Raw genomic sequence first — 15,577 nt, 5'->3', positions numbered from 1 at the left:
CTATTTTTCTATATTCTGCTAATATTTCATTTAATATTTCAACTATTTCAAACTCATCTTTTTTTAACAATTCTAGTTTTCTATTTAATTTTAATTTCATATTTTTATTTTATATTTCTACCTTTCCATCTTCAATTATTGATCTAAAAATCATTAAAGACATATTATGTATATTTAAAAAACTTGCATCATTTAATGTAATTCCATTAGGGTTTGAAAGTATTACATCTAGAAGTGCAAGTTTTGCTCTTGTTTCTTTTATATTATTATTTCCATTTATTAATCCTGCTATATGACTCCTTGCTATATTTTTAGTATTATTAATTACAGCCCCTTTTTCACTTACATTATGTTTGTATACAAAAAAGAGATAATATTAAAATACTAAGTATTTTCTTCAAAAATATCATCTCCCTTTCTATTTACTAAATTTATTAATTCATATTATCACAAACTTTAACTATTGTCAATAAATATACAATAATATGCACCCTCTTTTAAAATAGAGAATGCATATATATTATCTTTTATATATTATCTTTTTTTCTTTCCATAAATAAATGTTAGTACAAATGGTAATACTATTGCACATAACATAGCTAATAAGTATGCAAGCCAGTACTGTGGTTTAATAGTAAAGATAGCAGGAAGTCCTCCAACTCCTACTCCATTTGCTAAAATACCAAATATTCCTGCTACTGCAGCTCCTGTCGCAGAACCTATCATAGCAAAAAGCATAGGATATTTATATTTTAAATTAACTCCATACATAGCTGGTTCTGTTACTCCAAGATATGCTGAAATTGTTGCTGGTATAGAAACAGCTTTTATTTCTTTATCAACAAAAGACATTGCAAATACTGCTGACGCTTGAGCCATGTTACTTAATGCAATTAAAGGAAATATCATTGTTGCTCCTATTTTAGATATTAAAACAAACTCAACTGCATTTGTAGTATGATGTAAACCTGTAATTACAAGAGGTGCATAAATAAATCCAAAAATTATTGAACCTATAATAGCAAATTTACCTGTTAAAATAAATTCAAAGAAGTCCCCTAAATAATCTCCCATAGTTCTTCCTAAAGGTCCAATTATTGAATGTGCTAAAAACACTGTTACTATTAATGAAATTAATGGAACTATAACTATTCTAACTGATTCATGAACTACTTTATTTAATCTAGTTTCTATAAATGCTAAAGTTAATCCAGCAAGCATAGCTGGTATTACTTGCGCTTGATATCCAACTTTATCTATACTTATAAATCCAAAATCCCAAACTTCAGGCGTAGCTTTCCCTATAGCATAAGCATTCATTAATTGAGGTGAAACAAGAGTTATTCCTAATACTATCCCTAATATTGGACTACCTCCAAGTTTTCTAACAACAGACCAAGTTATTCCTACTGGTAAAAAGTGAAATATTGCTTCTCCTATTAACCATAAGAAATTATGAGTCGTTGCCCAAAATTGACTTTGCTCTATAAGAGTTTTACCTCCAAAACTAATATCTCCAATAATATTTCTAAATCCTAATATCAACCCTCCACATATTAAAGCTGGTAAAAGTGGCACAAAAATTTCTGATGTAGCAGATAATAATCTTTCAAAAAAAGACATATTTTTTTTTGCATCTTTTTTACTTTCCTCTTTACTTACTTCTTTTAAATTAAATAACTCATTCATAGTTTTGTAAAAATCTGAAACTCCATTTCCAATAATTGCTTGAAACTGTCCTGCGTTATTAAACACTCCTTTTACAGACTTTAATTTTTGAATTTCTTCAACATTTGCTTTATCTGTATCTTTTAATACAAATCTAAGTCTTGTCATACAATGTGTAACTGATGAAACATTATCTTGTCCTCCTATAAGTTCAATAAGTGATGAGGCATCAGTTCTAAATTTTTCATTTACCATAAAAACTCCTTTAATTTATATATTATTTTTGTACAAAACATAAACATCATAAGGTTCTAATTTTATTTCTTTATCTATTAAAGTATTTGATGTATTACTTAAAATACATTCATATTCTTCTAAATTTTTATTTATATTATATCTAATATTTTGGTTATAAAAATTTGCTATAATTATGATTTCTTCATCCCTTGTATATCTTCTAAAAGAATAAATTTGATCATGTCCATTATCTAATTGTTCAAATTCCCCTTCAGAAATTACATTGTATTTTTTTCTAAGCTTTATTAGCTTTTTATAATAATTTAAAATACTGTTTTCATCGTTTAATTGTTTTTTTACATTAATTTTTTTGTAATTTTTTACAACTTTTAACCATGGAGTATTAATACTAAATCCTCCATTTACATCATCACTCCATTGCATAGGTGTTCTTCCATTATCTCTTGATCTTTCTTGAATTACTTTTAATGCTTCTTTTGAACTTAAGCCTTTTTCTTTTAAAATATTATAGTAATTATGTGATTCTACATCATTAAAATCTAATATATTTTCATAACCTGCATTAGTCATCCCTATTTCTTCACCTTGATAAATATATGGAATTCCTCTTAATAAATGTATTACTGTCGCTAACATTTTAGCAGATTTTTCATGGTATTTTACATCATCTCCCAATCTTGAGACTATTCTTGGTTGATCATGATTAGACCAAAACATTGCACTCCAAGCACTCGCTTTTTGCATTCCAACTTGCCATTCATTAAATATTTGTTTCAACTTTTTAAAATCAAAAGGCATTAATTGCCATTTATCATTATTTTTATAATCTACTTTTAAATGGTGAAAATTAAAAACCATAGAAAGTTCGTTTTCATTTTCACCAGAGTATTTTTGGCAGTGTTCTAAACTTGTTGAACTCATCTCTCCTACAGTAATTGCATCTTTATTTATACTCCTTATTTCTTCACTTAACTCCTTAATATATTCATGAATTCTCGGTCCATCTGTATAAAATCTTCTTCCATCTCCATCATTATCATCAATAAATTCAAATGGTTTAGAAATTAAATTAACTACATCAAACCTAAATCCATTAACTCCTTTTTTTAACCAAAACCTTAATACCTTTTTTAATTCTTCTCTTACTTTAGGATTTTCCCAATTTAAATCTGCTTGTGTTTTATCAAATAAATGTAGATAATACTTATCTAATTTTTCAACATACTCCCAAGCACTTCCACCAAATTTAGATTGCCAATTCGTAGATTTATCTTTGAAAATATAGTAATCTTGATATTCTTTTTCACCTGACAAAGCTTTTTTAAACCATTCATGCTCTGTAGAGGTATGGTTAAATACCATATCTAACATTATTCCTATTCCTAATTTTTTAGCTTTATCTGACATCTTTTCAAAATCTAACATATTTCCATAAATTGGATCAATTTCATAATAATTTGATACATCATATCCATTATCTTTTTGAGGAGATTTAAAAAAAGGAGTTATCCAAATGTAGTCTATTCCTAATTCTTTTAAATATTCTAATTTTTCTGTAATTCCCTTTATATCTCCTATTCCATTTCCACTTGTATCATTAAATGACTTTATATATATTTGATAAACTGTTATTTTTTTTTTCTTCACAACTCCTCCAACTTGTACGTACATGTTAAAAGTATGTTATCACAAATAAAATGAATTGTCAAGTAATCTTGACTAAACTATTTTGATTTGTTAAACTACTAAAAAGGAGTTGAAAAGCACTTATGAGCACTAAATATTTAAAGTTATATAATAATCTTGTAAATAAAATTGAATCTAAAGAATATAAGGTTGGTTCAAAACTGCCCTCTGAAAATGAATTAACAAATAATTTTGGATATTCAAGAGATACAATCAGAAAAGCTCTTTCATTACTTGAACAAAATGGATATATTTCTAAATCTAAAGGAAAAGCTTCAATTGTAATAAATAAAAGTCAATTTCATTTTCCTATTTCAAAAATAGTTTCTTTTAAAGAATTAAATTCAAATATATCTAATAAAACTATAGTTATGGACTTAAAAATTGCTCATGATGATAAAAATATTCAAGATAAACTTGAATTAAATGAAGATGAAAAATATTTTAAATTAGTTCGTATAAGAGAAATAGAAGGAGAAAAAATAATAATAGATAAAGATTATATTCCAAAAAAATATGTAAATGAATTACCTCTTGAAGAAGCCAAAAACTCTCTTTATGAATATTTCGAAAAAAATTAGGATTAAAAATTAGTTATTCAAAAAAGGAAATAACCGTTAAATTTATATCTGATGAAGATAAAACCTTACTTGATTTAAAAAATTTCGAAATGATTGTAGTTGTTAAAAGTTACACATACCTTGAAGGAGATCAATTATTTCAATATACAGAATCTAGACATAGACCTGATAAATTTAAATTTATAGATTTTGCATACAGAAAAAATATTTAAAAAAGAAGTTAATAATGTAAAATAATCAATCATTATTAACTTCTTTTTATTTTTCCACCCTTAAACTATTAATAATATATTTTCAATTTCATTAAATGCCTATTTTTATTTTAATTAAAGATATATTTATGATATAATTAATATAAAATAAAAACTATGTAGAAGGGGATATATATGAAAAACTATAAATTAAAATTACTTTTATTAGCAACATTATTAGGAGAATTAGGATTTTCAGGTCTTGCTAGACATGATATCAATTGGTCAGATTATGAAGATTTTGGAATGAATAATGGGAAATATGTAAAAGGAAGAACTGGTATCATAGTATATAAAAAGGATGGTAGTATAAGTGGAGTAATAGATAATCCTATGCCTAATTTTGATGGGGTCCCTAATGGAACAGGTGGTGGGGGAGCAGGTATGTGGGATGATCCTCAAATACTTACTACCGTTACTCATATTGTTAACCCAAGAGGAAAAAGGGCTGATTTAGGTTTTAACTTTTTAGGTAGACATATGAGAAAAGATGTTAATTTATATAAAAATTATAAAAATAATATTTCAAAAAATAAAGTAAATGATGAAGTTATAAAATTTTCCGAAACTTCAAGAACTAAGCATCATATAGATGTAGGAGGAGATTTTAGTTTTGTTAGACTTGATAAAATAAATCATGATGCTATAACTTATAATACATTAAACTATGATGATTATAAAAATAAAGTAAATAGAGAAGATTTAATAGCCAGAGTTGGATTTGGATCTAATAGTGTTTTCACAGAAAATGGTGAATATATTAAAGCTGCAGATGATTTTAGAGTCGCAGGTGGACTAAATAAGATAAATAATAAATATGAAAGAAATAAAGTTGAAAATGTATTAGATATTTTTTTAGAAATAAATCCTAAAACTCCAATAGACATAGGTACTATGGGCGGAGATAGTGGGTCTCCTGTGTTTTGGTGGGATAAAAATGAAAAAAAATGGAAAGCCATAGCTAATAATTCAGCTGGTATTTATTCTAATGAAAAAGGTTTAAGAATAAAAGGTAGTATACTTTTAAACGGAGTACAACATATAGAAAAATTTAAAGAAGGTATAACAGATAAATCTATAACAGATGTAGATAGCGTTACTTTTAATAATAATATATTAAAAGTTGGAACTGAAAATAGAAGTTTTGATAATAGTGACTTTAAAAATACAATAATGAAACATCGTATAACAACTGATACTTTAAATATCAATGAAGCTTTTTATAAAATTAAAAATCAAACATTTGACAAACAAGATATAACGATAAATCTTGAAGGAAATAATGATATTTCAATTGCAAGATTAGACTTTAAAAAGGATGCAACTATACAAGGAAGTGGAACATTAAAAACAGCAGGTATTGTTATAGATAAAAATGCTACTTTAACATATAAAGCAAATATATCAAAAGGAAATATTGTAAGAAAAATAGGAGAAGGAACATTAAAAATAGAGGGAAGTACTCAAAATGAAGGGGATATTAATATAGGAGGAAATGGGACTTTACTATTAAATAATTCTGGAGGATATGCAGCAAAAAATATCAGAGTTGCACAAGGTGCAATTGTAAAATTAATGAAAGAAAATCAACTTAACGAAAATAATATATATTTTGGTTTAAGAGGTGGAAGTCTTGATTTAAATTCTCAAAATATTTCTTTTAACGATATATACCACGTAGATAATGGGGCAACTATAACAAATAGTAACAATACTAAATCAACATTTACATTTAACCCAGTAGATAATGAAGAGAGAACCTATCTTGGTGGATTTACTGATAATTTAGATATAATATACAATCCTAATAATAATGATAGTAAATGGCATTTAAGAGGAAATAGTGACATAAAAGGAAATCTAGATATTGAAAAGGGTACTGTAAGTATCGGTGGTGATGTTATAGTTCATGGATTTGATAATATCGTAGGAAAAGATGAATATTCAAAATCTAAATTTAAATCTAATGAAATAAATGTTAAATCTAAATTAGAAATTAATAGAGCTGTAGAAGTAGATAGTAAAATAAATATAGAAAATGGAGCTACTTTAAATATAAGTGCACTCGGAACTGTATTAGAAGATATAAAATCTCCTTATGAAAATGCACCTAGTGAAAAAGATATAAATAAAATAACTTTAAAAAATGAAATAAATTTTAAAAACAATACTACTCCTAATGTAAATAATTTTACAATAAATACTGAAAATAACCATACAGTAATTATAGATTCTAAAATAAAAGGATATGTTAAAGCAGAAAAAACTGGAAGTGGTCTTCTTGATATTACAAGTAATGAAGAAAATAATGTAAATGGTAACTTAGATATTAAAAATGGTAAAGTCAAAATAAATACTGATAATAGCTTAAAAAATTTAAATTTCAAATTAGAAAACAACTCTATATTAGAAGTTGATAATATTTCAACTTTATCTAATATACTACCTAAAATAGATAAAAAATCTAATGGTGTTTTAAGTTTAGGTAATGATGTAGCTACTATAGATTCTAAATATGCTGAATATAGCACTTTATTTTTAGGTTCAAGTAAAAATATTAATTTAGGTTCTGATAATCTAGCTATAGATAATTCTATTACTAAATTAAATCTTGGTGGAGATAATGGAACTATTACTCTAAAAGGGCTTGATTTAAGTAATCATATTACCGATGTAAATATAGGGGATGGAATTAATAAAGGTAAAGTTATAATTTCTAAAATAGCTGAAGATAATAATTTTAATATAAAAATCAATAAAGGTGTTGATTTAGAAATAAAAGAAAAAACAAGTTCTAAAAAATTAATAAATTTAGGTTATGGTTCATATACTGCATTTGATAACAAATCATTACTAAAAGAAAATTCAGAGGGTGTTCTTTTCATAAATTCTTCTGATAATAATAACGTTTCTGAAAACAAAACTTACATAGGGACAAAAAAAGGTGAAGATAACATCACTCTTACTTCATTAAATACTGGAAATAATGAATATAGACTTTCTGGAGACGGAATATTAAATGTTAATTTTAAATTAGAAAAAAATTTAACAGTCGATGCTCAATACTTAGATGGAGGAGAAATTGCAATTAAAAGTTCTAATTCAGAATATAAAGGCAATGTTACTATTATGGGTAATAAAGATGGTAAAGATGAAGGTTCAATTACTTTAAAACTTTATGCTGAAAATTCTTTAGGAACAGAAAATATATTTAATATAAAAAGTGGTGGAAATCTTGATTTAAACGGTCATGATTTAACTTTAAAAATAGGGGATACAGATAAATATGGAACTATAACAAATAAGAATAATCATCTTTCAATATTAAAAATAGTTGCAAATGATAAGACAACTGTAAATAATAAAATAATAGGAAATGGTACAGAATTAGAAAAAAATACAAATTTAGATGTAATAAAAACAGGTTCAAATAGCATAGAATTTACTAATTCTGAAAATAATTTCAATAAATTATCAATAGAAGAAGGAACTTTAATATATAAAGATATCGATGCTTTAAGAGATACTGAAGTAATTTTAAACCCTAAAACTAAATTAGAGGCAACAACAAATGAAATATCATCTCATATAATTGCAGATAATGCTAGTATTAAAATTAACAAATCTAGTACTGGAAATACAACTATAAAAGAATTAACATTAAAAAGTGATATTGAAATAACAGGACATAGACCAAAACCAAAAGAAATCGTAACATATAAAAAACTTAATATCGGTGAGCATAATTTAAGAATCAATAATCAAACTATGAAATTTGGAGAAGTTACTAAAACAGAAAATAAAAAAGGGTCGGTTACTTTAGTTTCCTCTAACGCATATTTAGTTGGAGAAAAAAATAAAGTTTTAAATGAAGCCATTAGCAAACTTACTCTTGCTAACTCAATGTTAATGCTTAGAGATTATAGAAGTGAACTTTCAGATAGAAATAATAAAAATCATGCTCTAGTTGAAGTATTTGGATTTTCTACAATAAAAAATGGTTTATTTAATGATACAGATTTTAATGGTGGAGGCGGAGGAGCTAACTTCAATAATCCACTTTTAATAGATGAAAATTCTACATTAAATTTTGAGAATAATTCTTTACACGGTAGAAGTTTCATAATAGATTCTAATATAAGTGGAAATGGTAAAATTTTACTTAGAACTGAAAATGGAAAATATACTATAACTAATAGATCTAATTTTAAAATAACATCTAATTTTAAAGACTTTAAAGGAACACTAGAAGTTACAGGTAAAGATAAAAAAAATAAAGAACATATTTTTCAAATAGATGATGAAAATGAAGAAGATAGAACTATATCATATAAAATAATAGGTAATGGTAAATTTACTAATCAATCTGAAAAAGATATAATATTTAAAAATATATCAGAATTTAATGGAGAATTAAAAGCAGAAAATGGAGGAATCATTTTATCTGGAGTAAATGGAATAAATACAGAAGCTAACTTCAATTTAATAAATGACAAAGACTTAACACTAATAAGTAATGAAGATATAAATGTAGAAAAAGCGCTAAAAGTTAATGTAATAGATAAGACAGATGATGAAAAATTATCAAAAATAATAAAAAGAGGAAATGCTAAAATACATATAGAAAATAGTGAAAATATTCATGGATTAAAAAATGTATTAGTAGAAAGTGGAGAATTATCATTAAGAAAAGACGTATTAGAAAATGATGAAAAAAGTAAATATGAAATAAATACAAATGCGAAATTAACGTTTGATATCACAGAAGAAAAAGAAATAAAATCACTAATAAGTGGAGATGGTAATCTAGAACATAAAGGAGCTAAATTAATAATATCATCAAATAAATTACAAAATAGTGGTGACATAATATTAAATAATGAGTTAGAATTAAATGTAAATAATACTCAAGATGAAAAAACAATATTAAAAGGTAATTTAAAAGGTCTAAAAGAATCTAAATTAACATTATTAAATGAAAATAACACACTTGAAATAAATAAAGATATATCAAAATTTAAAGGGACCTTTAATTTAAAAGAAGCAAATTTAAATTTAGATTTAGAAAATGAAATAGTTGAAAATAAAATAATAGGAACAAAAGAATTAAAAAATTCCAATTCAACAACATTAACTCTAAAAGATATAAGTGAATTTAATGGTAAAGTAGTAGCTTTACATGGTAATTTAAAATTAGATGGTGAAAAAGCAATAAAAACAAATGCGACAATAACTTTAAATAATGATAAAAATTTAATCCTAGATTCAGAAAAAAATCTTGATATCGATAATTTAAAAATAGATGTTATAAATGATAACTTAAATGAATCAAAGATGATAAAAAATGGAAACTTTAAATTACATATAGAAAATAATGAAAATATAAATAACTTAAAGAATGTATTAGTAGAAAATGGAGAATTATCGCTAAGAAATAATATTTTAGTTAATAACGGTAAATATGAAATAAACAATAATTCTAAACTAACTTTTGACTTAGAAAATGATACCGAAATTACTTCTTTAATTGCAGGAAATGGTAATTTAGAACATAAAGGAGCTAAATTAACTATAGATTCATCTAATTTAAAAAATAATGGTGATTTAATATTAAATAACGAATTAGAAATTAAGGTAAATGAAAACAACCCTATCTTAAATTCTACTATTAAAGGAATAGAAAGCTCTAAATTAACACTACTTAATGAAAATAAAGTATTTGAAATAAATAAAGATATTTCTGAATTTTTAGGAACTTTTAATCTAAAAGAAGCTAATTTAAATATTAATATTGATAATGGTATATTAAATAATAAAATAATTGGAAATAAAACCTTATCAAATATTAATAAAACTCCTTTAAATATATCTAATGGTATAATTGATTTTACAGGTACTATAGAGTCTATTAATGGAGATATTAACTTAAATATAGATAATATACCTAAAATATCTAAATATATAATATCTGGAGGAAATATTAACTTAAATAGTGAAAATAATTTAGAATTTGATAATCAAGTATTTGAAAACACTTTAAATAATAATAAATTAATAAAAACAGGTAATGGAAATGTATCATTTACACCTAACAATTTAGAAGGTATTAAAAATATTCAGATTGAAGAAGGAAATTTAACAATAAATGGAAATAAAGATTCTAATAAAATTGATACTAGTATACATCTTTCAAAAGATGCTTCTATTACTCTAGATGATAATACATATATTAAAAATTTAGAAAATGCATCAGAAATAATTTTAGTAGATAAGAATCTAAAAATAGAAAAATATACAACTATTGAAGAAGGAAAATTTAATATAACATTAAATGAAATGAATAAAAAACTTCTTGAAATAGAAGATTCAACAAATGATGTAAATATACATTTAAATTTAAATTCAAATATTGTTAAGAGTATAAAAGAAAATGGTGAAAAACTACTTGTAGGTAAATCAAATAAAGAGGTAAATATATTAAATTTAGAAAAAGATTATGAAACACTTTATGGTATATATTCAATAAGAGAAGGTAATAATATTGAGTTATTATCTAAATTAACACCTAAAACTTTAAATTCTTTATATACATTAAATGAATTAAATTCTTTAAACAGTATATTTAGTAAACTTAAATTTAAAAATAGTTTTTCAATGAATACTTTAAAATACAAAAAAGAAGACAATCATTTTATTAAATTTGGAGATACAGAATATAAAAATCATTTAATCGCTCATGGTTTTGAAAGTGATTTAGAAATTGTAAATGATTTTAAACAAGGCAAATTAGCTCTAGGATTAAATTATAGTAATCTTAGTTCATCAATCAATAGCCAAATACTTTTAAATGATAAAGTTATTTCTGAAGATAATAATATTATTTCAGATTCTATATTAACTAAGATAGGTTATAGATACAATAATTTTGAATTAAATGGAGCTATTGGATATAATAAAGTTAGAATAATAAAAGATAATAAAAATTTAGATTATGCTGATTTTTTAAAGACTAAATTAAATGCTTCATATAATAAAGAATTTAAAATAAATGATAAGTTAAATATCATATATTCAAATACAATAGGATTTACATATTCTCCTATGTTAAAAGAAAATATTACTAAAATATATGATAGTGTAGATGTTGTTAAAAATATTTCCCCATTTACAGTATTTTATGAAACAGGTATAAATTTAAATAGTAAATATATTGATACTTCCTTAAAAGGAAATTTCATACGTAATTTTTCAAATATATCTTTAAGTAAAAATAATGAAAAAATAGATAATTTATATTATGACAATTATAAAGCTAGTCTTGATTTTGGTTTATCAATTAAACCTTCTAATAATTTAGCTTTAAAATCAGATTTTATATATAAACTAAATCAAAAAAATTATTCAAATTATCTTTTAAGATTGGGATTAGATTTTATTTGGTAATATATAATAAAAAGAACATGAACCTAAAGAACATGTTCTTTTTATTTTTATTATCATCTATCTATATTATAAAAATGTAAATCTATTCCAAATGAACCAATTTCTAATCCCTTAACTTCTTCATTAACTAAATGAAGTTGAGTTTCTTGATATAATGGTATTATCGGTACATCTTTAGCAAGTAATCTCTCTGCTTCAAATAAATATTTCATTCTTTCTTCTCTATTAGTAGTTTTTAAAGCATTCGCTATTAATGTATCATATTCATTAGAATAATAATGTGGTGCATTATTTCCACTTTTTGACATTAATAAGTCTAAGAATGTCATAGGATCTTGATAATCTGCTCCCCAACCAGTAAGTAATAAATCAAATCCTCTTGCTTTTGTTCTATTTAATCTTTCTTTAAATGTAACTATTTCTACATTTAATTCTACACCTAAATTAACTCTTAAATCTTCTTGTATTTTTTCAACTATTTTTTTATTTGACCCTCTTTCATCTGCAAGGAATGTAATAGTAGGAAACTCTGCTATACCTAATTCTTTTTTACCTTCTTCAAATAAATGTTTAGCTTTTTCTGCATCAAATTTTTGAAAAGTATTTCCTAATTCTTTAACAAAATCTTCTTTAATTCCTATCATCCCTACATTTTTAGGTGTAAAATTATAGCTTGCTTCTTTAGCACCATTAAACACTGTTTCAATCAAACCTTCTCTATCTACTGCAAGTGAAAATGCTTCTCTAATTTTTTGATTTTTAAATATCTCATTTTCTAAATTAAAGGCTAAATAAAATGTTCTAGCAAGTCCATCTTTTCTAAATCTTGCATCATCTTTAAACTCTTGCAATTGTTCAGTAGTAATTGAAACTATATCAATTTCACCATTTTTAAATGCATTTAATGCAGCAGTACTATCTGCAATATATTTAATAACAAATCTATCAACTTTTCTTGATTCTGGATTATAATAATGCTCATTTCTTTCAAGCTCAAGTTGTGTATTATGATCCCAAGATACAACCTTATATGGTCCTGAATAAAGCAGCGCATCTGCTTCTAATCCATAATCTGAACCTTTTTCTTCAACAAATTTTCTATTAGCTGGCATATAAGTAATAAATGAAACTAAAGAATCAAAATATGGCGTAACATTTTCAAGTTTTACTTCTAATGTCTTTTCATCTAAAGCTTTAATTCCTACCTCATCAAAACTAACTTCTCCTGTAGAAAATTTTTCTGCATTTTTTATTGGAAATAGAATATATGCGTATTCAGATGCAGTATTTGGATCTAATGCTCTTTGCCAACCAAAAACAAAATCATCAGCAGTTATTGCCTCTCCATTAGACCATTTAATTCCATCTCTTAACTTAAACGTCCAAGTAAGTCCATCCTCACTTATTTCCCAACTTTCAGCAAGTGCAGGTATTACTTCTCCACTAGGTTTAGTATATGTTAATCCCTCACTTACTAATCCATGTATAGTCATAGTATTCCCATCAGTAAGAATTTGAGGGTCAAAAGATATACCTTCTGCTATTGCATTATAAGTAATAACTTTTCCATCTTTATTTTCAGAAGTTCCTCCATCACTTGCACCACAACTAAATATTGCAATTATCATCATAAAAACAAATAAAATCCTTTTCATTTCATATCACCTCTATTTTATTTTTAAAAAATCTTTTTCAACATAATGTTCTTTTCTATATTCAATTAATCCGGAATTTTCCACTATTTTACCTATTTCATCATAAGTTCCTATAGGAGATTTTAAATAGCTTTCATCCATTTCAATTTTTTCTCCTTTAACAAATTCGGGATCAGGTATAGGTACTGCAGATATTAATGATTTAGTATAAATATGAACTGGATTATTATATACTTCATCTGGATATCCAAGTTCTACTATTTTACCTCTAAACATTACTGCCACTCTATCTGATATATATTTAACCATTGATAAATCATGAGCTATAAATATCATAGTTAAGTTCTTCTTTCTTTGTAAATCTTTAAGCAAATTTACTATTTGTGCTTGTATAGATACATCTAAAGCTGAAATTGGCTCATCACATATTAATATTTCTGGTTCTACTGCTAATGCTCTTGCTATACCTATTCTTTGTCTTTGTCCTCCACTAAATTCGTGTGGGAATCTATTTGCATGCTCTCTTGCAAGACCTACAAGTTCTAATAATTCATATATTTTTTCTTGAAGTTCTCCTTTAGTTTTATACATATTATGTATTATCATACCCTCAGATATTATTTCTCCTACTGTCATTCTTGGATTAAGTGAAGCCTGAGGATCTTGAAATATCATTTATACCTTTTTAGTAAATTCTAAATTTGAATATTCTGATATTTCTCTATCATCTATAAAAACTTTTCCATAAGTTTTATCATATAATCTAGCTATAGTTCTTCCAAAAGTTGTCTTACCACTCCCAGATTCTCCTACTAATGATAATATTTCTCCTTTTTTAATATCCAAACTAACATCATCCACTGCTTTTAATACTTCTGTTTTAGAAAGTGGAAAATATTTTTTTAAATGTTTAATTACTATCATTTCTTTTCCTCACTTCCTGTGATATTTGCAAATTTTACACCACTTTTACTCTTAATAGTATCTACTACATATGCTTCTCCTTCTACTGGAGTTATTGTAATTGTTCCATCTGGATTAAATTTCATATCTGGTGCTCCATCTACGTATATCCATGATTTAACATAATGCCCATTTCCTAAATCTACTAAAGGAGGTTTTTTCTCATAATCTATTTTCATAGAAAATTCTGATCTTGCTGCAAACGGATCTCCTTTTGGTGGATCTAATAAATCTGGTGGAGTTCCTGGTATTGAAAATAAAGCTTCATTAGAATCCATATCAAGTCTTGGTAATGATTTTAACAATCCCCAAGTATAGGGATGTCTAGGATCTTTAAAAATTGTTTTTACTGGAGCTTCTTCCATTTTTTCTCCTGCATACATTACTATTACTCTATCTGAAGTTTCTGCAACAACTCCTAAATCATGTGTTATCAATATTACACCTATATTTAATTCTTTTTTCAATTTATTTATTAATTCTAATATTTGTGCCTGTATAGTTACATCAAGTGCTGTAGTTGGTTCATCACATATTAATAAATCTGGTTCACATGCAAGTGCTATTGCTATAACTACTCTTTGTCTCATTCCTCCAGAAAATTGATGAGGATATTGTTCAAATCTTTCTTCCGGTTTAGGTATTCCTACCTTATCTAACATTTCAATTGCAAGTTTTTTAGCTTCTTGTTTACTAACTTTTTTATGTATTAATATTCCTTCCATAATTTGATGTCCAATTTTAATTACTGGATTAAGTGATGTCATAGGATCTTGGAATATCATCCCTATTCTTCCACCTCTATATTTTCTCATTTCTTTTTCATTTAATTTCAGTAAATCTACTCCATCAAATATTATTTCACCATTTTTATATTCCCCGGGAGGAGTAGGTATTAATTTCATTATACTTTGTACTGTAACTGATTTCCCACTTCCTGATTCTCCAACTATAGCAAGAGTTTCACCTCTATCTACAGTAAAACTAATATCTCTTAATGCTTTTACTTCCCCTGCATAAGTATTAAAAGAAACACTTAAATTTTTTACTTCTAATAAACTCATAATAACCT

5 protein-coding genes and 2 pseudogenes are annotated in these 15,577 nt (G+C 25.1%); 2 read left to right on the top strand and 5 right to left on the bottom strand.

Going from position 1 to position 15,577, the window contains the following annotated elements; translation table 11 throughout:
- Positions 1 to 534 precede the first annotated feature (534 nt).
- Both treB and treC read right to left on the bottom strand, forming a co-directional pair.
- Positions 535 to 1,923: a PTS trehalose transporter subunit IIBC gene (gene treB / locus GM111_RS03970; protein ID WP_156299573.1), complete on the bottom strand. Its 1,389-nt coding sequence runs from the start codon at positions 1,921 to 1,923 to the stop codon at positions 535 to 537.
- A 15-nt stretch (positions 1,924 to 1,938) separates the two neighbouring features.
- Positions 1,939 to 3,573, bottom strand: a complete 1,635-nt coding sequence (gene treC, locus GM111_RS03965; protein ID WP_231479763.1) for an alpha,alpha-phosphotrehalase — start codon at positions 3,571 to 3,573, stop codon at positions 1,939 to 1,941.
- A gap of 122 nt (positions 3,574 to 3,695) precedes the next feature.
- Here treC and treR point away from each other — a divergent pair.
- Together treR and GM111_RS03955 are read left to right on the top strand one after the other, a co-directional pair.
- Positions 3,696 to 4,405: pseudogene (gene treR, locus GM111_RS03960) on the top strand (trehalose operon repressor).
- A gap of 174 nt (positions 4,406 to 4,579) precedes the next feature.
- Positions 4,580 to 11,887, top strand: a complete 7,308-nt coding sequence (locus GM111_RS03955; RefSeq protein ID WP_156299571.1) for a S6 family peptidase — start codon at positions 4,580 to 4,582, stop codon at positions 11,885 to 11,887.
- A gap of 53 nt (positions 11,888 to 11,940) precedes the next feature.
- Here GM111_RS03955 and GM111_RS03950 read toward each other — a convergent pair whose 3' ends face one another.
- The 3 genes and pseudogenes from GM111_RS03950 to GM111_RS03940 form a co-directional block, all read right to left on the bottom strand.
- Entirely contained in the window at positions 11,941 to 13,542 is a 1,602-nt protein-coding gene (locus GM111_RS03950; RefSeq protein ID WP_156299570.1) for a peptide ABC transporter substrate-binding protein, read from the bottom strand.
- A gap of 12 nt (positions 13,543 to 13,554) precedes the next feature.
- A pseudogene (locus GM111_RS03945) lies at positions 13,555 to 14,466 on the bottom strand (ABC transporter ATP-binding protein).
- Positions 14,463 to 15,569, bottom strand: a complete 1,107-nt coding sequence (locus GM111_RS03940; RefSeq protein ID WP_156299569.1) for an ABC transporter ATP-binding protein — start codon at positions 15,567 to 15,569, stop codon at positions 14,463 to 14,465. The pseudogene GM111_RS03945 and the gene GM111_RS03940 overlap by 4 nt, the downstream one beginning before the upstream one ends.
- Positions 15,570 to 15,577: the final 8 nt, after the last annotated feature.

The sequence above is a fragment of the Streptobacillus canis genome (assembly GCF_009733925.1).
In the GTDB taxonomy this organism is placed as follows: Bacteria; Fusobacteriota; Fusobacteriia; order Fusobacteriales; family Leptotrichiaceae; genus Streptobacillus; species Streptobacillus canis.
This window is presented reverse-complemented; position numbering and strand designations above follow the sequence as displayed.

Excerpts from the sequence above, each read along its gene's own strand:
- GM111_RS03940 (WP_156299569.1), bottom strand. The coding sequence starts at position 15,569 with ATGAGTTTATTAGAAGTAAAAAATTTAAGTGTTTCTTTTAATACTTAT.
- GM111_RS03955 (WP_156299571.1), top strand. The coding sequence starts at position 4,580 with ATGAAAAACTATAAATTAAAATTACTTTTATTAGCAACATTATTAGGA.
- GM111_RS03950 (WP_156299570.1), bottom strand. The coding sequence starts at position 13,542 with ATGAAAAGGATTTTATTTGTTTTTATGATGATAATTGCAATATTTAGT.
- treB (WP_156299573.1), bottom strand. The coding sequence starts at position 1,923 with ATGGTAAATGAAAAATTTAGAACTGATGCCTCATCACTTATTGAACTT.